The 23774-nt window shown below is 56.2% G+C and carries 22 protein-coding genes; 11 read left to right on the top strand and 11 right to left on the bottom strand.

Annotated features, from left to right (window positions below):
- Positions 1-11: 11 nt before the first annotated feature.
- The 10 genes from pcp to AL479_RS16560 all read right to left on the bottom strand — a co-directional run bounded on the left by pcp (position 12) and on the right by AL479_RS16560 (position 8546).
- The gene (gene pcp / locus AL479_RS16610) at positions 12-656 is read right to left on the bottom strand and encodes a pyroglutamyl-peptidase I (RefSeq protein WP_061076860.1); all 645 of its coding nucleotides are present in this window, start codon (positions 654-656) and stop codon (positions 12-14) included.
- 9 nt (positions 657-665) lie between these two features.
- Positions 666-1661 (bottom strand): DUF979 domain-containing protein, encoded by a 996-nt coding sequence (locus AL479_RS16605; RefSeq protein WP_061076859.1) that lies wholly within the window; start codon positions 1659-1661, stop codon positions 666-668.
- Complete coding sequence (locus AL479_RS16600; RefSeq protein ID WP_061076858.1) at positions 1658-2386, bottom strand: DUF969 domain-containing protein; 729 nt, start codon at positions 2384-2386, stop codon at positions 1658-1660. Before AL479_RS16600 ends, AL479_RS16605 begins: the two co-directional genes overlap by 4 nt.
- 77 nt (positions 2387-2463) lie before the next feature.
- Positions 2464-3198, bottom strand: a complete 735-nt coding sequence (gene pxpA, locus AL479_RS16595) for a 5-oxoprolinase subunit PxpA (RefSeq protein WP_061077998.1) — start codon at positions 3196-3198, stop codon at positions 2464-2466.
- Complete coding sequence (pxpC, locus tag AL479_RS16590; RefSeq protein ID WP_061076857.1) at positions 3188-4120, bottom strand: 5-oxoprolinase subunit PxpC; 933 nt, start codon at positions 4118-4120, stop codon at positions 3188-3190. Before pxpC ends, pxpA begins: the two co-directional genes overlap by 11 nt.
- Entirely contained in the window at positions 4114-4770 is a 657-nt protein-coding gene (gene pxpB / locus AL479_RS16585) for a 5-oxoprolinase subunit PxpB (RefSeq protein WP_061076856.1), read from the bottom strand. Before pxpB ends, pxpC begins: the two co-directional genes overlap by 7 nt.
- A gap of 162 nt (positions 4771-4932) precedes the next feature.
- The gene (ybgI, locus tag AL479_RS16575) at positions 4933-5676 is read right to left on the bottom strand and encodes a radiation resistance protein YbgI (protein WP_061076855.1); all 744 of its coding nucleotides are present in this window, start codon (positions 5674-5676) and stop codon (positions 4933-4935) included.
- A 175-nt stretch (positions 5677-5851) separates the two neighbouring features.
- Entirely contained in the window at positions 5852-7270 is a 1419-nt protein-coding gene (phrB, locus tag AL479_RS16570) for a deoxyribodipyrimidine photo-lyase (protein ID WP_061076854.1), read from the bottom strand.
- 21 nt (positions 7271-7291) lie between these two features.
- On the bottom strand, positions 7292-8245 hold the full coding sequence (locus tag AL479_RS16565) for a YbgA family protein (protein WP_061076853.1): 954 nt from the start codon (positions 8243-8245) through the stop codon (positions 7292-7294).
- Between the two features lie 94 nt (positions 8246-8339).
- Complete coding sequence (locus AL479_RS16560; protein ID WP_043001383.1) at positions 8340-8546, bottom strand: YbfA family protein; 207 nt, start codon at positions 8544-8546, stop codon at positions 8340-8342.
- Positions 8547-8854: 308 nt separating this feature from the next.
- Here AL479_RS16560 and kdpF point away from each other — a divergent pair, with 308 nt between their 5' ends.
- The 11 genes from kdpF (at position 8855) to AL479_RS16505 (ending at position 21975) form a co-directional block, all read left to right on the top strand.
- On the top strand, positions 8855-8944 hold the full coding sequence (gene kdpF, locus AL479_RS16555) for a K(+)-transporting ATPase subunit F (RefSeq protein WP_042285393.1): 90 nt from the start codon (positions 8855-8857) through the stop codon (positions 8942-8944).
- Positions 8944-10623 carry a potassium-transporting ATPase subunit KdpA gene (kdpA, locus tag AL479_RS16550; protein WP_061076852.1) on the top strand — a complete coding sequence of 560 codons (1680 nt, stop codon included), beginning with the start codon at positions 8944-8946 and terminating at the stop codon, positions 10621-10623. Before kdpF ends, kdpA begins: the two co-directional genes overlap by 1 nt.
- Before the next feature lie 20 nt (positions 10624-10643).
- Positions 10644-12692 (top strand): potassium-transporting ATPase subunit KdpB, encoded by a 2049-nt coding sequence (kdpB, locus tag AL479_RS16545; RefSeq protein ID WP_061076851.1) that lies wholly within the window; start codon positions 10644-10646, stop codon positions 12690-12692.
- A gap of 8 nt (positions 12693-12700) precedes the next feature.
- Complete coding sequence (gene kdpC, locus AL479_RS16540; protein ID WP_061076850.1) at positions 12701-13276, top strand: potassium-transporting ATPase subunit KdpC; 576 nt, start codon at positions 12701-12703, stop codon at positions 13274-13276.
- Positions 13266-15953 carry a two-component system sensor histidine kinase KdpD gene (gene kdpD, locus AL479_RS16535; protein ID WP_061076849.1) on the top strand — a complete coding sequence of 896 codons (2688 nt, stop codon included), beginning with the start codon at positions 13266-13268 and terminating at the stop codon, positions 15951-15953. Before kdpC ends, kdpD begins: the two co-directional genes overlap by 11 nt.
- A complete protein-coding gene (kdpE, locus tag AL479_RS16530; protein ID WP_061076848.1) occupies positions 15950-16627 on the top strand; it encodes a two-component system response regulator KdpE in 678 nt (225 codons plus the stop codon). Before kdpD ends, kdpE begins: the two co-directional genes overlap by 4 nt.
- 277 nt (positions 16628-16904) lie before the next feature.
- A complete protein-coding gene (speFL, locus tag AL479_RS23865) occupies positions 16905-17009 on the top strand; it encodes a leader peptide SpeFL (protein ID WP_114149115.1) in 105 nt (34 codons plus the stop codon).
- 256 nt (positions 17010-17265) lie between these two features.
- Positions 17266-19464, top strand: coding sequence for an ornithine decarboxylase SpeF (speF, locus tag AL479_RS16520; RefSeq protein WP_061077996.1), 2199 nt, complete (start codon positions 17266-17268; stop codon positions 19462-19464).
- Positions 19461-20780: a putrescine-ornithine antiporter gene (potE, locus tag AL479_RS16515; RefSeq protein WP_061076847.1), complete on the top strand. Its 1320-nt coding sequence runs from the start codon at positions 19461-19463 to the stop codon at positions 20778-20780. Before speF ends, potE begins: the two co-directional genes overlap by 4 nt.
- A 66-nt stretch (positions 20781-20846) precedes the next feature.
- Positions 20847-21338 (top strand): pyridoxamine 5'-phosphate oxidase family protein, encoded by a 492-nt coding sequence (locus AL479_RS16510; RefSeq protein ID WP_061076846.1) that lies wholly within the window; start codon positions 20847-20849, stop codon positions 21336-21338.
- 205 nt (positions 21339-21543) lie between these two features.
- Positions 21544-21975: a nuclear transport factor 2 family protein gene (locus AL479_RS16505; protein ID WP_061076845.1), complete on the top strand. Its 432-nt coding sequence runs from the start codon at positions 21544-21546 to the stop codon at positions 21973-21975.
- Positions 21976-22123: 148 nt separating this feature from the next.
- Here the strand turns inward: AL479_RS16505 and pgm are convergent, their stop codons facing one another.
- Entirely contained in the window at positions 22124-23764 is a 1641-nt protein-coding gene (pgm, locus tag AL479_RS16500) for a phosphoglucomutase (alpha-D-glucose-1,6-bisphosphate-dependent) (protein ID WP_044266360.1), read from the bottom strand.
- Positions 23765-23774 lie beyond the last annotated feature (10 nt).

The raw sequence follows: 23774 nt of genomic DNA, 5'->3' as shown, positions 1-23774 counted from the left end.
ATCTGAGGATATTAGTGCGTGGCGCCACCTGTCACGGCGATGTCATCGTCGATCTGCAATGCGGTAGCGATCGCCACTTCCAGCGCCAGACGTACCGTTTCCGCCGCCATACTGGGCGCACCCGGATGCGCCGCCGCCTGTTGCGGCAGATAAGGGATATGGATGAATCCCCCCTTCACCTCCGCGATGCCGCTCAGTTTGTGCAGCAATCCGTACATCACATGGTTGCAAACAAACGTCCCCGCCGTCTGTGAGACCGACGCTGGCACACCCGCTTCACGCATCGCCGCCACCATGGCTTTGATGGGCAGCGTGCTAAACCAGGCCGCTGGCCCGCCAGCAACAATCGGCTCATCCACCGGCTGTTGGCCTTTATTATCCGGAATACGGGCGTCGTCGACGTTGATCGCCACGCGCTCAACGGTAATATCGGTCCGTCCGCCCGCCTGTCCGATGGCCAGCACCAGCGACGGAGAGAGCGTATCAATGGCGGAATTCAGCACACTGAGCGACTCGCCAAACACACACGGCAACTGACGCGCCACCACGCGACACCCGGCGATGATAGCATTGTCGAGCTGCGAGACCACTTCCCAGGAAGGGTTAACCTGCTCGCCGCCGAAGGGCTCAAATCCGGTGATTAATACTGTTTTCATCCGTCCTCCTTACAGGAACATCAGGAAATACATCAGGAACACGTTGACTAACAGGAGCAGTATGCCGGTCGGCACCTGCGCTTTAATGACCGCGTTTTTATCTGGCAGTTCCAGCAGCGCCGCGGGCACAATATTGAAGTTTGCCGCCATCGGCGTCATCAGCGTACCGCAATAGCCGGAGAACATCCCAATAGCCGCCATCACCGCCGGGTTTCCACCGTGCTGGAGCACCAGAATCGGAATGCCAATCCCCGCCGTGACAATCGGGAAGGCGGCAAACGCATTACCCATCACCATCGTCAACAGGGCCATCCCAATGGTATACACCGCTACCGCGATAAAGCGGCTGTCGACGGCCAGATACTCTTGCGTAAGATACGAAATGCCACTGCCGACGCCTGCCGCCGTAAACAGCAATCCTAACGTTGCGAGGATCTGCGGTAAAATAAATGCCCAGCCGATGGAATCCAGCAAACGGCGCGCCTCCTGAATCGGCTGATGCACCTTCTCATGGGTCATTTTGACAGCCATGCCGAGACCAATCAGTGAGCCTGCGGTCATTGAGAACAGCGTCACCAGCGTGGCATGATTACCTGGTCCAAACAGGGCGTCCTGCAGTCCTGGAATGTGGTTGAACATCAGTACGCCAATCACGGTGACGACCGGAATGGCCAGTGCCGGGTAAAACAGGCGGTTCCCCAGACGCGTAGCGCTCTCTTCCCGTTGCTCGCGGGTGCGCTGATGATAACTTCCCAGCTTCACACCGCCAAAACCGGCGATCAACGCCATGAGCACCACCGCGACGCCGACGGCAATGTTGACCGTGCGTTTGTCGCCCACCAGTTGATACGTCCAGTCGCCCAGCAGGAACAACAGCCCGTAGACGCCCCAGAATAACCCGGTAGTCAGCCGACGCGGATTCGCTTTATCCTGCCAGGACATAATGGCGACAATCAGCAGAACGATCCCCGCCAGCCAGTAGAGGTAGCTTTGTTGAAAATTCATTGCGCCTCTCCTTTGCGGGTGTCAACAGAACCGGCTTTTGCCATCTCGCGTTGCAGATAGCTGTCCAGCCGCCACAGGCGCGTACCGTGGATCACGAAGGCGCACAGAGCCGTTGGGATCCCCCACAAGGCAATGTGCAGCGGTTCGGTCTGAATGCCACCGGACTCCAGCATAAAGTTGTGCATGAAGATAATCGCGCCGAAGGCGACGAAGATATCCTCACCAAAAAAGAGCCCCACGTTATCCGTCGCTGCCGACATCGCTCGCAGACGGTAGCGCACCGCGCCGGGCAATGCCCCGTACGTTTTCTCCGCCGCCCCTTCCGCCATAGGCGCTAACAACGGACGCACCATTTGCGGATGGCCGCCCAGGCTGGTCAGCCCCAACGCAGCGGTGGCTTCACGAATAAACAGATAGACGATCAACAAGCGACCTGACGTGGCGCTTTTAATCCTGGCAATCCACGCCTGGGCGCGTTCTTTCAGACCGTGACGCTCGAGCAGGCCGATAACCGCCAGCGGGATCAGCAGGATAAACGGTAGGTTGCGGGTGTTGAGAAAACCTTCACCCAGTTTTTCGAGGATCGTGGCGATCGGCATTTGCGCCGCCAGTCCGGTGACGATCCCGGCGACAATGACCACCAGCACCGGGTTAAAACGTAAAAGAAATCCAACCACAATGACGGCGATGCCCATCAGTGGCCAGAGCGTTATTGCATCTCCCATAATCCATTCCTGTATGTTGTGTTTTGTTGTGGTGTTTTTATATGCGCAGCCCCTCAATGGAGGCTGCGTCAGTGTGTTTATGCAACAATGGTGATACCGCGGGCTTCAAACGCCGCGCGTAAACGTCGGGCAAAGGCCAGCGCGTGTTCGCCATCGCCATGAATACAGACCGTTTGCGCCACGACGCTTGCCCACTCGCCGGTGAGACTTTTCACGCGTCCGGTTTCAACCATTCCCAGCGTTTGCGCCAGCGACTGTTCTTCGTCTTCAATCAGCGCGCCCGGTTGGCTACGTGGCACCAGACTGCCGTCCGCCAGATAACCGCGGTCGGCAAACACCTCCTGTCGCGTGACAAGACCGTAACGCTCGCCCGCACGAATCAGCTCGCTTCCCGCCAGGCCGACCAGAACCAGCGCCGGATCGCTGGCGTGTACCGCTTTTGCAATAGCATCCGCCAGTTGCGGATCTTTCGCCGCCTGGTTGTAGAGCATGCCGTGAGGTTTCACATGGCGCATGACGCCGCCTTCCGCCCTGGCCATTGCCGCCAGCGCGCCGATTTGATACAGCGTTTGCGCGTAGACGGTTTCCGCAGGTAGCGTCATCGCTGTGCGACCAAAGTTTTCCCGATCCGGAAAGCTCGGGTGCGCCCCAATGGCTACGCCATTTTTCAGCGCCTCGCGCACGCTGGTCAGCATGGTTTGCGCATCGCCGGCATGAAAGCCGCAGGCAATATTGGCCGATGAGACCAGCGTCAACAGCTCTCCATCGCTGGCGCAGCCTTCGCCGAGATCCGCATTTAAATCAATGTTCATCATTGAGTCGCCATGTGAGTTGTTCCAGATAGCGCTGTTGGTCCTGCCGCGCTTTCAGCGCCTCCTCCAGCGAACACTGAACAAAGTGAATCGGTTGACCGAGCGGGATCTGCGCCAGATGGTACATATCGGCCTCAATAATACAGGCAATGCGCGGATAACCGCCGGTCGTCTGGGCATCGTTCATCAATACAATCGGCTGCCCGTTGTGCGGTACCTGAATCACGCCGGGCAGCAGACCGTGCGACACCAGTTCCCGATCCGTCGTTCGCGTCAGCGGCTGTCCCTGCAAGCGGTAGCCCATCCGGTTACTCTGTGGACTCAGATGCCACGGCGATCGCCAGAACGACTCCTGTGAAACGGCGTCAAATTCGTGGTATTCCGGCCCCGGCAGCGCCCGAATGTGGTTCCCCCATAGCAGCTGCTTTACCCCTCGCGCTTCCTGGAACGGGCGCCGGGGTTTGCCGGTTGCCAGCCGGTCGCCATCTTTCAGCAGACGGCCTTCCAGCCCGCCGATGCCTACTTTGAGATCGGTACTGCATGACCCCATCACTTCCGGCACGTCGATGCCGCCCGCGACGGCAAGATAGCTGCGCATACCGTGCTGCGGACGTTTTAGCGCCAGACGCTGGCCCGCTTTCACCGGCAGACGCCAGCCCGTCCAGACGGGGTGATTATCCAGCCGCGCTTCGCATCCTGCGCCAGTCAGGGCAAACCAACCGTCGGTTTCAAATTCCACAACCAGTTGTCCGAGGGTAATTTCCAGCACCGGGGCACTGGCCTCATTGCCCACCAACAGGTTAGCGATTTGCATCGCCGGTTTATCCAGCGCGCCACAGTGGCTCACGCCTGACTGACGAAAACCATGACGACCGCCATCCTGAACCGAAGTGTACAATCCCGCGCGAATAATATTCAGCATACCCCCTCCTTCTGCGGGATAAAGCGCACGCTATCGCCAGGGCGCAGGAGAACCGGTTCTTCTTTTTTCGGGTCGAACAGGGGCAGCGACGTATGACCAATTAACTGCCAGCCGCCTGGCGTTGGCAGCGGATAAATACCGGTTTGCGGCCCGCCGATACCCACCGATCCTGCCGGAACGATCAGCCGCGGCTCTGCGCGCCTTGGCGTGTGCAGTTGTTCCGGTAAGCTACCGAGATACGGGAATCCCGGCTGAAAACCTAAAAACCAGACCACGTACTCGACCGACGCGTGCAGTTCCACTACCTGCTTTTCGCTCAGGCCGCTGTGGCGGGCAACGTCCGCCAGATCGGGACCACCTGCGCCGCCGTAGGTCACCGGAATTTCGATATAGCGTGAGTCAGGCTCCAGCGCCTCACTCTCCTCCCACCAGCGTTGCAGGCGTTCGATCGCATCCAGCGCCAGCGTTTGCGGGTCGCGCAGGATCACGGTGATATTGTTCATTCCCGGAATCGCCTCGACCACGTTTGGCGTCTCAACCAAACGCTGAGCGAGCCGCCAGATACGTTTCTGGCTCGCCAGCGTCACCGGCGGCTCAAGCTCCAGCACCACCGCCGTTTCACCTAACAGATAACAACGCGCTCGTTGCACTTGTGTTCCTCTTGTTTTTACCACCCGCTTCATCAGGCGTTATTGTCGCTGCCAGTCAGGACTCGGACAGCGCACAAAAACCGGAGCGTACAGGGAGTACGTGAGGATTTTGAGCACTGCCCAGGGCCAGAATGGCAAGTAAAATAGCCCTTATGAGGCGGGTTATGCAGGGTTGGGAATATCAATAAACGTCACATCCAAATCGGTGTTCTCCGTCAACCATTCGCTGAGCGCACGGATCCCGCCGCGTTCGGTGGCGTGATGCCCGGCGGCGTAAAAATGCAGCCCCTGCTCACGGGCAGAGTGGATGGTTTGTTCTGAAACTTCGCCGGTAATAAAGGCGTCAACGCCAGACTGCGCGGCGCTGTCGATGAAGCTTTGCCCGCCGCCGGTGCACCAGGCGACGCGTTTGATGGTATCCGGCCCGGTGTCGCCGCACCATAACGGCCTGCGTCCAAGACGTGCTTCAATCCACGACGCCAGTTCCAGCCCAGGAACCGGCATCGCCAGTTCGCCCCAGGGAACCAGCGGCTCGATTTCACCCATTACGGTGATCCCCAACAGGGCCGCCAACTGTGCGTTGTTACCCAGTTCGGGATGCGCATCCAGCGGGAGATGCCAGCCGTAGAGGTTAATGTCATTCGCCAGCAGTGTTTTCAGGCGATTGCGCTTCATCCCGCGAATCACCGGGGATTCGCCTTTCCAGAAATACCCATGATGAACGATGACGGCATCGGCCTGCAGACGCACCGCTTCATCCAGTAACGCCTGACTGGCGGTCACACCGGTGACGATTTTCTGCACCGTTTCTTTGCCTTCAACCTGCAAACCGTTTGGCGCGTAGTCGCTGATGGCGGCGCTGTTCAGTTTCTCGTTGATCAGTTGTTCCAGTTCGGTGTTTTTCATCATCGATCCCTTGTTTATTTATGCACTCCGTTAAAATAGCGTCCCTGTGGCGGTTCGTCGATAGACAATTATTCGCCATATCAAGAAACCATCGCCGCGCGCTTAGCCATAAAAAAGAGGCGTGTTGACGCCCCCTCTTCCTGAATAGTTATGGCGTCAGATCGCATAGTCACCGTCAGCTTTTTCGTGCGGCCTCATACGCGGCGAGTGTCTCCTGACGCGCCTGTTTGTGATCGACAATAGGCTGCGGATAGTCGAGCGAAATGCCCTCTTTTGTCGCCCATTTCCACGGTTCGTGTACCGCCTTGCCCGGCACATCGCAAAGCTCTGGGATCCACTGACGGATAAACTCACCGTCGCTGTCGAACTTTTCGCCCTGCGTCGTCGGATTAAAAATACGGAAATACGGCGCGGCGTCGGTTCCGGTAGAGGCCGCCCACTGCCAGCCGCCGTTATTTGCGGCCAGATCGCCATCGATCAGCTGTGACATGAAATAGCGCTCGCCTTTACGCCAGTCGATCAGCAGATCTTTCACCAGGAAACTGGCCGTAATCATCCGCAGTCGGTTGTGCATCCAGCCGGTGGCGTTCAGTTGCCGCATCGCCGCATCAACAATCGGATAACCCGTTCTCCCCTCCTGCCAGGCCTGTAAATCATCCGCACGGTCCCGCCAGCGCACGCGATCGGTCCAGAGAATAAAGGGGCGGTGTTTGCACAGACCGGGATGGTACGTCATCAGATGGCGATAAAACTCACGCCAGATAAGTTCGTTCAACCAGACGCTGCCCGCGCCGCCATCCAACGCCTGCGGCTGTTCCGCCAACAGGCGATGCAGACACTGGCGCGGCGATAAGCCGCCGGTAGCAAGACTGGCGGATAAACGACTGGTGCCCTCAATGGCCGGGAAATCGCGACGTTCGTCGTACTCGCCCGCTCCCTGCTGGCAAAACTGGCGTAGCCGGGCAATGGCGGCTTTTTCTTCCACCGGGAAAAGGGTCTGATCAAAATCCTGCTGCGGATAATTAAGGCTGAGTAGAGGTAACGATGACAAAACCTCATTCCTCTCCCGCCGTTCGGGCGCGGGAACGCACTCCGGCATCCCCTCCTTCAGCCGTTTTAACCAGGCATTTTTAAACGGCGTGAAGACTTTATACATCTCATGATTTCCCGTCATCACCGAGCCTGGCGGCAGGATCACGCTGTCATCAAACCCTTCACAGACCACATTGGGCAGCGCGCTTTCCACTGTCGCATCGCGCTCGCGCTCATTCACTTCGTACTGATAGTGGTAGAACAGATGGCTGACGTCATGCTGTTCGCACACCGCTTTCACCGTTTCAATGCTGGCCGCAAAATCATTGACCTCTTCAAACAGTAGCGGAATGCCTTTTTCCGCCAGCGCCTGCTGTAAAGCGTTTAGCTGAGCCTGGATAAAGGCGGCCTGGCGCGGTGACATCTCATGATTCGCCCACTGTTCAGGCGTGGAGATAAACAGCGCCACGACGCGTGTAGCGCGATGGCGGCAGGCGGCGGCAAGGGCAAGATGGTCATGCAGACGGAGATCGCGACGAAACCAGACCAGATGGGTGGACATAACACTCCCGAATGAAAAAAATCAACTCCCGTAGCGCAGCCGCAGGGCTTCCGGCCAGGGATCAAAATAGCGTTGCCCGGAGAGATACGCATCCGGATATTCCGCCATATAGTGTTTGAGCAGCGTCACAGGCGCAAGCAGGGGTTGCGTAGCGCGTCGGTAGCCGTCAATGAGGGATGCCAACTCCTGCCGCTGACGGGCATTGAGTTGTTTGCGAAAATAGCCCTGAACATGCATCAGGACATTGGTATGGTTACGCCGGGTGGCAGGATGGGACATCAGTTTCATCAGGCGCAGACGATATTCAATGAAAAAATCATCAAGGCTTTCCCACTCATAGAGAGCAGCGACAAAGCGCCCCAGCTCGCGATATTCCGGCTGCGAATGGGCCAGCAGCAACAGCTTATAGCGGCTGTGATAGTCAATCAGCGCGCCACGCGTGAGTCCTTGTTGGCGCAGTCCGTTCAATTCATGCAGGGCATAAATCCGCGCGACAAAATTTTCCCGTAATTGTGGGTCGTGCAATCGCCCGTCCTCTTCAACAGGGAGCCACGGGTAAGACGCCATCAGGACTGAGGTAAAGAGACCGCGGCCGGCTTTGCGATTGTTTTTCCCATCGGCGTCATAAACACGAACGCGTTCCATGCCACAACTGGGGGATTTCGCGCAGACAATATAGCCACAAAGGTGCCCGAAACGGCTGACACGTTCTTCACTGAACGCGGTCATCGCCTGAGTTAAATCGCCCTCACGCTGATCGCTGAAACGCAATGCCATTGCCTCTTCCATTTTCACTAAGCGCAATGCAGGACGCGGCACCGGCAGGCCGATCGCCATTTCCGGACAGACGGGTTCAAAGTGCACCCACGGTGAAAGTTCTTCGACTGCAAAGGTCAGGCGTTTATGTCCACCATCAAAGCGAACCGCCTCCCCTAACAAACAGGCGCTAATGCCAACAGGGATTTTCTCGCTCATGATGTCTCCTTTTCCATTTCTGAAATAAGTGTAGACACAGAGGCATAAAAAAACCGCCACATTGCTGTTGGCGGTTTTTCTGAACGCGATGCTCTTAGTAGAAATCGCAGGTGGCTTTTTCAGCCTGATCCATCCACACCGGTTTATCGCTGGTTTTTGACCACACACGGTGTAGATAGCTATAAAAACGGGCGCGGTCTTTCCAGAACAGCATGACCGGTAGTGCCAGCACCCCAGCCACAACGGCGAAAGTACGGCGTAACAATACAACATGTGCTGGATATTCTTTGTACAACTCCATGATTCTCTCCCCTTTATCTGGCCGGTAATCATCACCGGTAAAGTCAAATTGGTTATCTGCTGAAAATAGTACCGCTTTGCGTGTAATTTTACTACTCATCCGACCACTTATTTTTAGCTATTTACGCTTTGTTTATCTTTATCGCGTAATTAAGTTACAAAAAAGTTAAATTAATACTAATCATTAGTTAAATAATGGTTTTTGCCATTTTTATACTTTTTTTACACCCCCGACGTCGATTTTTGCGAAATCTTTGCAGGCAGATATTTACGCTGTGTTTATCACATTTATGCCACGGGAGGTGCACTGTGAGTGCAGGCGTGATAATCGGCATCGTGCTGATTTTCTTATTATTAGGTTACCTGGTATATGCATTAATCAATGCGGAGGCGTTCTGATGGCTGCGCAAGGATTTTTACTCATCGCCAGTTTTCTGCTGATTCTGTTCGTGCTCGCCAGGCCGTTAGGCGCGGGCCTGGCGCGGCTGATCGGCAATAATCCGCTGCCTGGTACCGCGGGCGTTGAACGCCTGATCTGGCGCGGGCTGAGTATTTCGACACATGAGATGAACTGGAAGCAGTACCTGCTGGCGATCCTCGCGTTGAACATGCTGGGGCTGACGCTCCTGTTTCTGCTGTTGGTGGGGCAACACTTTCTGCCGCTGAATCCACAGCAGTTGCCTGGGCTGTCGTGGCAGCTGGCGCTCAACACTGCGGTCAGCTTTGTTGCTAACACCAACTGGCAGTCCTACAGCGGGGAAACCACCTTAAGCTATTTCAGTCAGATGGCCGGGTTGACGGTACAAAACTTTTTATCCGCCGCAACCGGGATCGCCGTGGTGTTTGCTCTGATCCGCGCCTTTACGCGCCAGAGCATGAGCACCCTCGGCAACGCGTGGGTCGATCTGGTGCGCATTACGCTGTGGATCTTATGCCCCATCGCGCTGGTGATAGCCCTGTTCTTTATTCAGCAAGGCAGCCTGCAAAACCTGCTGCCCTATCAACCCTTCACCTCCCTGGAAGGTGTGCAACAACTGCTGCCAATGGGGCCGGTGGCCTCGCAGGAAGCCATCAAGATGTTGGGGACCAACGGCGGCGGCTTCTTTAATGCCAACTCAGCACACCCGTTCGAAAACCCCACCGCGCTGACCAACATGGTGCAGATGCTGGCAATCTTTTTAATTCCAGCCGCGCTCTGTTTCGCGTTTGGCGACGCTGCAGGCGATCGCCGTCAGGGACGGATGTTGCTGTGGGCCATGTCACTCATATTTATCGTCTGCGTCGCCGTGGTGATGTGGGCAGAGGTTCAGGGTAACCCGCATCTGCTGCAGTTTGGTGCTGATTCCAGTCTCAATATGGAAGGCAAAGAGAGCCGCTTTGGCGTGCTGGTGAGCAGTCTTTTTGCGGTGGTGACGACGGCAGCCTCGTGCGGCGCGGTGATCGCCATGCACGACTCGTTTACCGCGCTGGGCGGCATGGTACCGATGTGGCTGATGCAGATTGGCGAAGTGGTGTTCGGCGGCGTTGGTTCGGGCCTTTACGGCATGCTGCTGTTCGTGCTGCTGGCGGTGTTTATCGCCGGACTGATGATTGGCCGCACGCCAGAGTACCTGGGCAAAAAGATCGACGTTCGCGAGATGAAAATGACCGCGCTGGCGATTCTGGTCACCCCTGCGCTGGTCTTACTCGGCACCGCGCTCGCCATGATGACCGAGGCGGGGCGCAGCGCCATGCTCAACCCCGGTCCGCACGGCTTTAGCGAAGTCCTGTACGCCGTCTCTTCCGCCGCCAATAACAACGGCAGCGCCTTTGCCGGTCTGAGCGCCAACACCCCGTTCTGGAACTGTCTGCTGGCGTTCTGCATGTTTGTTGGTCGCTTCGGGGTCATCATTCCGGTGATGGCGATTGCCGGAACGCTAGTGGCGAAAAAGAGCCAACCGGCCAGTCCTGGCACGCTGGCGACCCACGGCGCGCTGTTTATCGGCTTACTGATCGGGACGGTGCTGTTAGTCGGCGCCCTGACCTTTATTCCTGCACTGGCGCTTGGCCCAGTGGCTGAACACCTTTCCTTACGCTGAGCGATGCGGAGCACAATGTTATGAGTCGCAAACAACTGGCGCTGTTCGAACCGTCTCTGGTCGCTCAGGCGCTGATGGACGCAGTGAAAAAATTAAGCCCACATACCCAGTGGCGCAATCCGGTAATGTTCATCGTCTGGATGGGTAGCCTCCTGACCACCGTGATTACCGTCGCGATGGCGACAGGCCAGATGGCGGGCAGCGCGCTGTTTACCGGGGCGATCAGTCTGTGGCTGTGGGTCACCGTACTGTTTGCCAACTTTGCTGAAGCGCTCGCCGAAGGGCGCAGTAAAGCGCAGGCCAACAGCCTTAAAGGGGTGAAAAAGACGGCGTTTGCCCGCAAACTGCGCGAGCCGAAGTACGGTGCGAAGATGGATCACGTCCCGGCCGATGAGTTGCGTAAAGGCGACATCGTGCTGGTGGAAGCCGGCGATATCATTCCCTGTGACGGTGAAGTCATTGAAGGCGGCGCCTCCGTGGATGAAAGCGCCATTACCGGCGAGTCCGCACCGGTGATCCGCGAATCCGGCGGCGATTTCGCCTCGGTGACCGGCGGGACGCGCATTCTCTCCGACTGGCTGGTGATCGAATGCAGCGTGAATCCCGGCGAAACTTTCCTTGACCGGATGATCGCCATGGTCGAGGGCGCCCAGCGCCGTAAAACGCCCAACGAGATCGCCCTGACCATTCTGCTGATAGCCCTGACGATTGTCTTTTTGCTGGCAACCGCAACGCTGTGGCCATTTTCTGCCTGGGGCGGTCACGCGGTCAGCGTCACGGTGCTGGTCGCCCTGTTAGTTTGCCTGATCCCAACGACAATCGGCGGGTTGCTCTCCGCGATTGGCGTCGCCGGGATGAGCCGTATGCTCGGCGCGAACGTCATCGCCACCAGCGGACGCGCAGTGGAAGCCGCAGGCGACGTGGACGTGCTGCTGCTGGACAAAACCGGCACCATTACTCTCGGTAACCGCCAGGCCTCAGACTTCCTGCCTGCGCAGGGTGTCGATGAAAAAACGCTGGCCGACGCCGCTCAGCTCTCGTCGTTAGCCGATGAGACGCCGGAAGGTCGCAGCATCGTGATCCTCGCCAAGCAGCGCTTTAATCTGCGCGAACGCGACGTGCAGTCGCTGCATGCCACCTTCGTCCCCTTTACCGCTCAGAGTCGGATGAGCGGCATTAACATCGACAACCGGATGATTCGTAAAGGTTCCGTCGACGCCATCCGTCGCCACGTTGAGGCCAGCGGCGGCCAGTTCCCGGCGGATGTCGAGCAGAAAGTGGACAGCGTCGCCCGTCTGGGCGCCACGCCGCTCGTGGTGGTGGAAGGTTCGCGAGTGTTAGGCGTGATCGCGCTGAAAGATATTGTCAAAGGCGGGATAAAAGAGCGTTTTTCCCAGTTGCGTAAAATGGGGATTAAAACGGTGATGATCACCGGCGATAACCGCCTGACCGCCGCCGCCATCGCCGCCGAGGCGGGTGTGGATGACTTCCTTGCCGAAGCGACACCGGAAGCCAAGCTGGCGCTGATCCGCCAGTATCAGGCGGAGGGCCGCTTAGTGGCGATGACCGGTGATGGTACCAACGACGCGCCGGCGCTGGCACAGGCTGATGTGGCGGTGGCAATGAACTCCGGTACGCAGGCGGCAAAAGAAGCGGGCAACATGGTCGATCTTGATTCCAACCCGACCAAGCTTATCGAAGTGGTGCACATCGGCAAACAGATGCTGATGACGCGCGGTTCACTGACCACCTTCAGTATCGCCAACGACGTGGCGAAGTATTTTGCCATCATTCCGGCCGCGTTCGCCGCGACCTATCCGCAACTGAATGCGCTAAACATTATGCGTCTGCATTCGCCGGACTCGGCCATTCTGAGTGCGGTGATCTTTAACGCCTTGATTATTGTCTTTCTGATCCCGCTGGCGCTGAAAGGCGTTAGCTACAAACCGCTTTCCGCATCCGCCATGCTGCGCCGTAACCTGTGGATTTACGGTCTGGGGGGGCTGGTAGTGCCGTTTATCGGCATCAAAGTGATCGATTTGCTGCTGACCCTGCTGGGTCTGGTGTGAGGTGTCTGATGAGTGCTTTACGTCCGTTGTTTTCAACAATGATTTTCCTGCTGCTGCTGACGGGCGGCGCGTATCCGCTACTGACCACCGCGCTGGGACAATGGTGGTTCCCGCATCAGGCCAACGGTTCACTGATTCGGGATGAACACGGGGTGCGGGGTTCTGCACTGATCGGGCAGAACTTTACCGCTGAAGGCTATTTCCAGGGACGGCCTTCGGCCACCGCTGAAATGCCCTATAATCCCATGGCATCCGGCGGCAGTAATCTTGCCGCCAGTAACCCGGAACTGGATAAACAACTGCAAAACCGGGTCGCCGCCCTGCGCGCCGCCAACCCGCTGGCCAGTCATAACGTACCGGTGGAACTGGTTACTGCCTCCGCGAGCGGTCTGGACAACAACCTGACGCCCGCTGCGGTGGTGTGGCAAATCCCCCGCGTGGCGCAGGCCCGTCATCTCACCATTGAACAGGTGACGCGACTGGTTGCAGAATACACGCAGAAACCGCTGGTGAGCTTTATCGGTCAACCGGTCGTAAATATTGTCGAACTCAATTTATCGCTGGACAGCATGAATGGCGAATAGTGAACCGGTACGCCCCGACCCCGATCGCCTGCTTGAGCAGGCGGTCGCCCCGCATCGGGGAAAACTAAAAATCTTCTTCGGCGCCTGTGCGGGCGTCGGGAAAACCTGGTCGATGCTGGCTGAAGCCCAGCGCCTGCGCGCACAGGGACTCGACATCCTGATTGGCGTGGTGGAGACCCACGGACGCAAAGAGACCGCCGCCCTGCTGGATGGTCTCAGCATTCTGCCGTTGAAACGCCAGGCGCGCCACGGACGTCATATCAGTGAATTCGATCTCGACGCCGCGCTCGCCCGCCGTCCGGCGCTGATCTTAATGGATGAACTGGCGCACAGTAATGCGCCTGGCTCACGCCATCCCAAGCGCTGGCAGGACATTGAAGAACTGCTCGACGCCGGGATTGATGTCTTTACCACCGTCAACGTGCAGCATCTCGAAAGCCTGAACGATGTGGTCAGCGGCGTGACGGGGATTCAGGTGCGCGAAACCGTACCGGATCCGTTTTTTGACGCTGCCGACGAGGTGGTGCTGGTCGATTTACCGCCTGACGATCTGCGTCAGCGCCTGAAAGAGGGCAAAGTCTATATCGCCGGGCAGGCCGAGCGCGCCATCGAACACTTCTTCCGCAAGGGCAATTTAATTGCGCTACGCGAGCTGGCGTTGCGCCGTACCGCCGACAGGGTGGACGATCAGATGCGCGCATGGCGCGGTCGTCCGGGTGAAGAGAGAGTCTGGCATACCCGCGACGCCATACTGCTCTGCATTGGTCACAACACCGGCAGTGAAAAACTGGTGCGCACCGCCGCACGGTTGGCGTCGCGACTGGGCAGCGTTTGGCACGCCGTCTATGTCGAAACCCCCGCGCTGCATCGTCTGCCGGAAAAGCAGCGGCGCAATATTCTGCACGCCCTGCGACTGGCGCAAGAGCTAGGCGCGGAGACCGCCACACTGTCCGATCCCAGCGAAGATAAAGCGGTGGTCCGCTACGCCCGCGAGCATAATCTGGGAAAAATAGTGCTGGGGCGGACGACAACGCGACGCTGGTGGCATCGCGATTCTTTTGCCGACCGGCTGGCGAAACGTGCGCCGGAACTGGATCTGATGGTCGTCGCCCTGGACGAACCGCCGGCTCGGGCGCTGACATCTATGCCCGACACCCGCACTTTTAAGGACAAATGGCGCGTACAAATTCAGGGCGGCCTGGTCGCCGTCGCGCTCTGCGCCCTCACGACCTTTATTGCCAGCCAGTGGCTGGCTGCCTTTGATGCCGCAAACCTGGTGATGCTCTATCTGCTCGGTGTAGTGGTTATCGCCCTCTTCTATGGTCGCTGGCCGTCGGTGTTTGCCACCTTTATTAGCGTGGTCAGCTTTGATCTGTTCTTCATTGCGCCACGCGGCACGCTTGCCGTCTCGGATGTGCAGTATCTCCTCACCTTCGGCGTCATGCTAACGGTAGGGCTGGTCGTTGGTAACCTGACGGCAGGCGTGCGCTATCAGGCTCGCGTTGCGCGCTACCGGGAACAGCGTACTCGTCATCTTTATGAGATGTCGAAAGCGCTGGCGATGGGACGCCGTGCGCAAGATATCGCCAGTACCAGCGAACAATTTATTGCCTCCACCTTTCATGCCCGCAGCCAGATTTTATTGCCGAATGAAGAGGGCAAACTGGCCGCCCTCACCCACCAGCAGGGAATGACGCCCTGGGATGATGCTATTGCCCGCTGGAGCTTTGATAAAGGGTTACCGGCAGGCGCCGGCACTGATACTCTGCCCGGCGTGCCGTACCAGATCCTGCCGTTACGCAGCGCCGACAAAACCCACGGTCTGGTGGTTGTCGAACCGGGCAATCTGCGTCAGTTAATGATCCCGGAGCAGCAACGACTGTTGGAAACGTTCACTCTGCTGGTGGCGAATGCGCTGGAACGTCTGACCTTAACCGCCAGCGAAGAGCAGGCGCGGCTGGCCAGCGAACGGGAAAGCCTGCGTAACGCCCTGCTCGCGGCACTTTCTCACGACCTGCGCACCCCGCTGACCGTGCTGTTTGGTCAGGCGGAAATCCTCACGCTCGATCTTGCCAGCGAAGGCTCGCCTCATGCCAGACAGGCCAGCGAAATTCGCCAGCATGTACTGAATACCACTCGCCTGGTGAATAACCTGTTGGATATGGCGCGGATTCAGTCCGGTGGTTTCAACCTCAAAAAAGAGTGGCTGACGCTGGAAGAAGTGGTGGGCAGCGCGCTGAAAATGCTGGAGCCAGGCCTGCTTCATCCGGTAAACCTCTCCCTGCCCGCGCCGCTGACCCTCATTCACGTCGATGGCCCGCTGTTCGAACGGGTACTGATTAATCTGCTGGAGAATGCCATCAAATATGCCGGACCGCAGGCGGAGATCGGCATCGACGCGTACGTTGAAGACGAACATCTGCAACTCGACGTCTGGGATAATGGGCCAGGCATTGCGCAAGGACAGGAGCAGCGCGTGTTCGATAAATTCGCCCGGGGGAACAAAGAGTCGGCGGTGCCGGGCGTCGGGTTGGGGCTGGCCATCTGTCGGGCGATAGTGGAAGTGCATGGCGGGTCGATTGCCGTCTATAATCGCCCTCAGGGCGGCGCCTGTTTCCGTGTTACACTCCGACAAGACGCTCCACCAGAACTTGAAGATTTTCATGAGGATATGTGACAAACGTTCTGATTGTTGAAGATGAGCAGGCCATTCGCCGCTTTCTGCGTACCGCGCTGGAAGCCGATGGGCTGCGCGTGTATGACGCCGAGACCCTTCAGCGCGGTTTACTGGAGGCGGCAACGCGCAAGCCCGATCTCATTATTCTCGATCTCGGTCTGCCGGATGGCGACGGCATTGATTTCATTCGCGACCTGCGACAGTGGAGCGCCGTCCCGGTGATCGTGCTCTCTGCGCGCAGCGAGGAGAGCGACAAAATTGCCGCGCTGGATGCGGGGGCCGACGACTATCTGAGCAAACCTTTTGGCATTGGCGAATTACAGGCACGCCTGCGTGTTGCCCTGCGTCGTCATTCCGCCACTCCCTCTCCCGAACCGGTTGTGCGCTTTTCCGATGTGGTGGTGGATCTCGCCGCGCATCTGATTCATCGCGGTGAAACAGAAATCCATTTAACGCCGATTGAGTTTCGCCTGCTGGCCGTGTTGCTCAACAACGCCGGAAAAGTGCTGACTCAGCGCCAGTTGTTGAACCAGGTCTGGGGACCGAACGCCGTCGAGCACAGCCACTATTTGCGTATTTATATGGGTCACTTGCGACAGAAACTGGAGCTCGATCCCGCGCGACCCCGCCACTTTATTACCGAAACCGGCATTGGCTATCGTTTTATGCCGTGAATGGTTATTCATTATTTTTAAATAATTCTTAAATTTATTTTTTATTATTCCCACCTGGCCATAATTATATTATTTTGACCAGGTCAATTCTCACTGAAAATAAAGAACACAGAATTATAACAAATAATAAACAAGGTGATATCTTATCGTCAGTCATGCATAAAAAACGACTAAATATTTTGCGAATGATCGTTTTTTATTGATCTCCTTCACGGATCGGGGCGTTTTCCTGGATAAAATACCTTCACCTTCTACTGATAAAGAAAAGGTAATCAAAATGGAAAACAATAGCCGTACAATGCCCCATATCAGGCGGACAACACATATTATGATGTTTGCCCACCGTAATAGCTTTGACTTTCATTTCTTTAATGCCCGTTAGTCTTTCGACTATGGGCACTCCAGCATACAGGTCTTCCTGACTCGCTGTATCACAGGCTCACGCCTGTATTCCTCAGTGCTCACTCTGCTTAAGCCTTGATTTACCTGTGACCGGACAGGTAAGGTTTTTTGCATCCTAAAAAAAGCAATTTACTGATTTATTTATCAGGGGACAAGCATTGCTTTTATTCCGGAGTTATCAGTTTCTCATTCGAGAAATTGAGGACCTGCTATTATCTGAAAATAAAGAGATGAAAATGTCTGAATTAAAAATTGCCGTGAGTCGTTCTTGCCCTGACTGTTTTTCTACACAACGCACGATTGTGAATGTTGATGAAAGTAATTTTATTGACGTAGCTGCCGTGGTGTTGTCTGTCAATGATATTGAACGTGGGAAACTCGATGAAATTGACGCGACCGGCTACGGTATTCCGGTGTTTATCGCCGCAGAAGAGGAAGAGCGCGTACCGGCAGAACACCTGCCGCGCATTTCTGGCGTATTCGAATGCAATGAAGCCCGTACCGCTTTCTATGGCCGTCAGTTAGAAACCGCTGCAAACCATTACGAAACACAATTACGTCCTCCCTTCTTCCGCGCGCTGGTTGACTACGTTAACCAGGGAAATAGCGCATTTGACTGCCCCGGACATCAGGGCGGCGAGTTTTTCCGTCGTCATCCGGCTGGTAATCAGTTTGTGGAGTATTTTGGCGAAACGCTTTTCCGCTCCGACCTGTGTAATGCCGATGTGGCAATGGGCGATTTGCTGATCCACGAAGGCGCGCCATGCATCGCTCAGCAACACGCGGCGAAAGTGTTTAATGCGGATAAAACTTACTTTGTGCTGAACGGAACATCTTCGTCCAACAAAGTGGTGCTGAACGCGCTGCTGACTCCCGGCGATCTGGTGCTCTTCGACCGTAACAACCATAAGTCAAACCACCACGGCGCGTTATTGCAGGCGGGCGCAACGCCGGTCTATCTGGAAACCGCACGTAACCCGTACGGCTTTATCGGCGGGATCGATGCCCACTGCTTTGAAGAGAACTACCTGCGCGAACTGGTGAGCGAAGTGGCGCCGCAGCGGGCTCGCGACGCACGTCCATTCCGTCTTGCTGTTATCCAGTTGGGCACCTATGACGGCACGATTTATAACGCCCGTCAGGTGGTGGATAAAATTGGTCACCTTTGCGATTACATCCTGTTCGACTCCGCCTGGGTGGGCTATGAGCAGTTTATCCCGATGATGGCGGATTGTTCTCCACTCCTGCTGGAACTGAACGAAAACGATCCGGGCATTCTGGTGACTCAGTCCGTTCACAAACAGCAAGCGGGCTTCTCCCAGACCTCGCAAATTCACAAAAAAGACAGCCATATCAAAGGGCAGTCGCGCTATGTGCCGCATAAACGCATGAATAACGCGTTCATGATGCACGCCTCCACCAGTCCGTTCTATCCGCTGTTTGCCGCGCTGGACATTAACGCCAAAATGCACGAAGGCGTCAGCGGCCGCAACATGTGGATGGATTGCGTCGCTAATGGTATTGACGCCCGTAAGCTGATCCTCGACAACTGCCATCATATCCGTCCCTTTGTTCCGGAACTGGTTGATGGTAAACCGTGGCAATCTTATCCGACTGCGGAAATCGCCAACGATCTGCGCTTCTTCCACTTTGTTCCCGGTGAACACTGGCATGCGTTTGAAGGTTATGCCGAGCATCAATACTTTGTTGACCCCTGCAAACTGCTGCTGACCACCCCGGGTATCAACGCACGCAATGGCGAATACGATACCTTCGGCGTCCCGGCGACTATCCTTGCCAACTTCCTGCGCGAAAATGGCGTGGTCCCGGAAAAATGCGACCTCAACTCGATCCTGTTCCTGCTGACCCCGGCGGAAGACATGGCGAAACTGCAACAGCTCGTCGCCCTGCTGGTACGCTTCGAGCGACTGCTGGAGTCTGACGCGCCGCTGGCGGAAGTCCTGCCGTCTATCTACAAACAGCACGAAGCGCGCTATGCCGGTTACACCCTGCGCCAGTTGTGCCAGGAAATGCACGACCTGTATGCGCGTCACAACGTGAAGCAACTGCAAAAAGAGATGTTCCGCAAGTCGCATTTCCCGCGCGTCAGCATGAATCCGCAGGATGCCAACTACGCCTATCTGCGCGGTGAAGTGGATCTGGTGCCGCTGCCTGAGGCCGAAGGCCGTATTGCCGCTGAAGGCGCGCTCCCTTACCCACCGGGCGTGCTGTGCGTGGTTCCGGGGGAAGTCTGGGGCGGTGCGGTATTGCGTTACTTCAGCGCGCTGGAAGAAGGGATCAACCTGCTGCCCGGTTTCGCGCCGGAACTTCAGGGTGTGTACATCAACGAGTGTGATGGTCGCAAACAGGTGTGGTGCTACGTGATTAAACCGCGTGAAGCACAAAACGGCCTGTTGAAAGGAGAAGCATTATGAGTAAAGCCAAATCCAATAAAATGGGCGTGATGCAGCTCACCATCCTGACCATGGTCAATATGATGGGCTCCGGGATCATCATGCTGCCGACCAAACTGGCTGAAGTCGGCACCATTTCGATTATCTCCTGGCTGGTGACTGCCGTCGGGTCCATGGCGCTGGCCTGGGCGTTCGCCAAGTGCGGAATGTTCAGCCGTAAATCAGGCGGTATGGGCGGCTACGCGGAATATGCGTTTGGTAAATCCGGTAACTTTATGGCGAACTACACCTATGGGGTATCGCTGTTGATTGCCAACGTCGCCATCGCGATCTCCGCCGTGGGTTACGGTACCGAACTTTTCGGCGCCTCCCTCTCCCCGGTGCAAATCGGTCTCGCCACCATTGGCGTACTGTGGATCTGTACGGTCGCCAACTTTGGCGGTGCGCGCATTACCGGGCAGATCAGCAGTATCACTGTCTGGGGGGTGATCATTCCGGTTGTCGGTCTGTGCATCATCGGCTGGTTCTGGTTTAGCCCAACGCTGTATGCCAACTCGTGGAACCCGCATCACGTACCGTTCTTTACCGCCGTCGGTTCGTCTATCGCGATGACGCTGTGGGCGTTCCTTGGTCTGGAATCCGCCTGTGCGAACGCAGAAGTAGTGGAAAACCCCGAAAAGAACGTCCCGATTGCCGTACTGGGCGGAACGCTGGGCGCGGCGGTGATCTACATCGTCTCGACCAACGTGATTGCCGGGATTGTGCCTAACATGGATCTGGCGAACTCCACCGCGCCGTTTGGTCTGGCGTTTGCGCAGATGTTCACACCGGAAGTGGGTAAAGTGATCATGGCGCTGATGATCATGTCCTGCTGCGGTTCGTTGCTGGGCTGGCAGTTCACCATTGCGCAGGTCTTTAAATCCTCTGCCGATGAAGGTTATTTCCCGAAAATCTTTTCTCGCGTGACCAAAGTCGATGCGCCGGTTCAGGGGATGCTCGCGATCGTCATCATCCAGAGCGGCTTATCGCTGATGACCATCAGCCCGTCGCTGAACAGTCAGTTTAACGTGCTGGTCAACCTGGCCGTGGTGACGAACATCATTCCGTATATTCTGTCGATGGCCGCACTGGTGATCATCCAGAGAGTAGCGAATGTACCTGCAGCGAAGGCGAAATCGGCAAACTTCGTGGCCTTCATCGGTGCGATGTATAGCTTCTATGCACTCTACTCGTCAGGTGAAGAAGCGATGCTGTACGGTTCCATCGTGACCTTCCTCGGCTGGACGCTGTACGGTCTGGTTTCACCGCGCTTTGAACTGAAAAATAAGCACGGTTAATACCCCATCCCGGACTGCAGGCAACTGCGGTCCGGTTCCCTCAACTTCCTGTTTAAGACAGCAATCATGAGTAATCCAGAACGTATCGTCAGCGATCCTGATGACATTCTCGCCATTATCAAAAATCACCCGATTTGCCGGATAGCGCTCAACGATGAGACCAGTCCGTATATTGTGCCCGTCAATTTTGGTTATGAGTATCAGGACGGGCGCTGGACTTTCTGGTTCCACGGCGCACGTAACGGGAAAAAGATGCGTCTGTTACGTAGAAATCCGGCAATCAGTATCGAGATTGATGGCGACCACCAGCTGATGGAGGCTGAAGAAGCCTGCGATTATAGCTACGCATATACCAGTATTATTGCCAGCGGAAAGGCATCCATTGCCCTGCCACGACGCGAGATGGAACACGGTCTGAACGTGATAATGCGTCAGGTTGTACCAGAAAAAACGTTCCATTATCGTGAAGAGATGATGAAAGCGGTATGCGTAGTTCGCATTGACTGCCAGACATTAACCTGTCGGCGGCATACCGCAGTAGCCACACCGTTTTCATAAACCTGATAAGCAAAGCGCCTTCAACAATACCAGCCGTACCTCGTCCGGCCCGACGCTAACCTTTTTCACGGTCTGTGACACCCATCATTAAAACGCGGTTTTATTTTTAATGAATGCATGTTCTATTTATTTCCTGAATGTCGTGACAATGTTTTATTAGGTTCAGGGGTCGACTAAGACCGAAAACATCTATCAGGAGATGGACATGAAAAAAGCCTTTTGTATGGCGCTCTTGCTGTTAAGCAGCTCTTGCTTTGCGCAGAGTACAGACGTTAACGCGGTGACAAATGCTGTAGAAAGCATGCGTCAGGCGATGCTGAGCGGTGAAAAATCCAGTCTGGAAAAAGTGGGGTTACCTTCTCTGAGCTATGGTCACTCCAGTGGAAGAATTGAAAATAACGCCGAATTTGTTGACGCTATCGTGACCGGAAAATCACAATTTAAAACTCTGAATCTGAACGACCAGACTGTGCAGATTGATGGCGATGTCGCGATTGTCCGCCATATTCTGGAGGCCAAAACCAACGACAGTGGAAAACCTGGCGAAGTAAAAATCGGCGTGATGCTGGTGATGAAAAAAGACAGCGCCGGAGACTGGAAGTTATTAGCGCGTCAGGCGTATAAGCTCCCCCAGTAACCACGCGGACTTCCGCCAACGTGCGAGCGTAGGCCTGATAAGCGTAGCGCCATCAGGCAATCAAACAGCACCGGCAGCAGCCTACGGGAAAAGTGTTCGGAAATAAAAAAGGAGCCTTACGGCTCCTTTTTTAATGCGGCTTTCCAGCTCAGGCGTTTTTCAACACTTCGCTGACGATTTCGACCGCTTCTTTCTCGATCTGTTTGCGATGTTCTTCGCCGAGGAAGCTCTCGCAATAGATCTTGTACGCATCTTCTGTACCAGACGGGCGCGCCGCGAACCAACCGTTGTCGGTCATGACTTTCAGACCGCCAATCGACGCACCATTACCTGGTGCCGCCGTCAGACGCGCGGTGATCGGGTCACCAGCCAGCGTACTGGCGCTGACCATCTCCGGAGACAGTTTAGACAGCGCCGCTTTTTGTGCCGACGTTGCGCCTGCCTGCAGACGGTTGTAGCTCGGCGCACCAAAACGGGCGGCAAGCTCGTTATAGTGCTCCTGCGGATTCTTCCCGGTGACGGCAGTAATTTCCGCTGCCAGCAGGCACATGATGATCCCATCTTTATCAGTAGACCACGGCGTACCGTCGAAACGCAGGAAGGATGCTCCCGCGCTCTCTTCGCCGCCAAAGCCGAAGCTGCCATCAAACAGACCATCAACGAACCATTTAAAGCCCACCGGAACTTCGACCAGTTTACGACCCAGATCGTTAACCACGCGGTCAATCATTGCCGAAGAGACCAGCGTCTTACCGACAGCCACGTCTTTGCCCCACTGCGGACGATGCTGGAACAGGTAGTTGATAGCCACCGCCAGATAGTGGTTCGGATTCATCAGCCCCGCCGGAGTGACGATACCGTGACGGTCATAATCCGGATCGTTGGCGAACGCCAGGTCGAACTTATCGCGCAGCGCCAGCAAACCGGCCATGGCACATTCAGAGGAACAGTCCATACGGATTGCGCCATCTTTATCGAGATGCATAAAGCGGAAAGTCTGATCAACCTGATCGTTTACGATGGTCAGATTCAGTTTGTAATGCTCTGCGATACGCTTCCAGTATTCAATACCGGAACCGCCCAGCGGATCCACGCCCAGCGTCAGACCGGCTTTCTGGATCGCCGCCATATCGACGATATCCGCCAGCCCCTCAACGAACGGCTGTACCAGGTCCTGCTCTTTGACATGACCGGACGCCAGCGCCGCATCCAGAGAAATACGCTTCACGCCTTTCAGATCGTCAGCCAACAGCGCATTCGCGCGATCTTCCACCACTTTCGTGACGTTGGTATCTGCCGGGCCACCGTTAGGCGGGTTGTATTTAATGCCACCATCTTCCGGCGGGTTGTGGGACGGCGTAATCACAATACCGTCAGCCAGCGGACCGCCTTTTTTGTTGTGGACCAGAATGGCATTCGACACCGCGGGCGTGGGGGTAAAACCGTTGTTCTCCTGAACAATCACGTCGACACCGTTCGCTGCGAGCACTTCCAGCACGGAGATAAACGCCGGTTCAGACAGTGCGTGAGTATCTTTCCCCACGTAGCACGGACCCGTAATGCCATTTTTTGCACGTTCTTCCGCGATAGCCTGCGCAATCGCCAGAATATGGGGCTCGTTGAAGCTATGACGGCCTGCACTGCCACGGTGTCCGGAGGTGCCGAACTTCACCGCGTGTTCCGCATTTCCTTTTGCGGGCTTCAGTACATAGTATTGTGACGTCAGTTGCGCGACGTTAATCAAATCACTCTGTTGCGCAGGTTTGCCTGCGCGGTCGTGGATTGCCATTGCCTGGTCC

This window comes from Citrobacter amalonaticus (assembly GCF_001559075.2).
Taxonomy (GTDB): domain Bacteria; phylum Pseudomonadota; class Gammaproteobacteria; order Enterobacterales; family Enterobacteriaceae; genus Citrobacter_A; species Citrobacter_A amalonaticus_F.
Note: the sequence above shows the minus strand (reverse complement) of the source record. Positions and strands in the feature narration are given on the sequence as shown.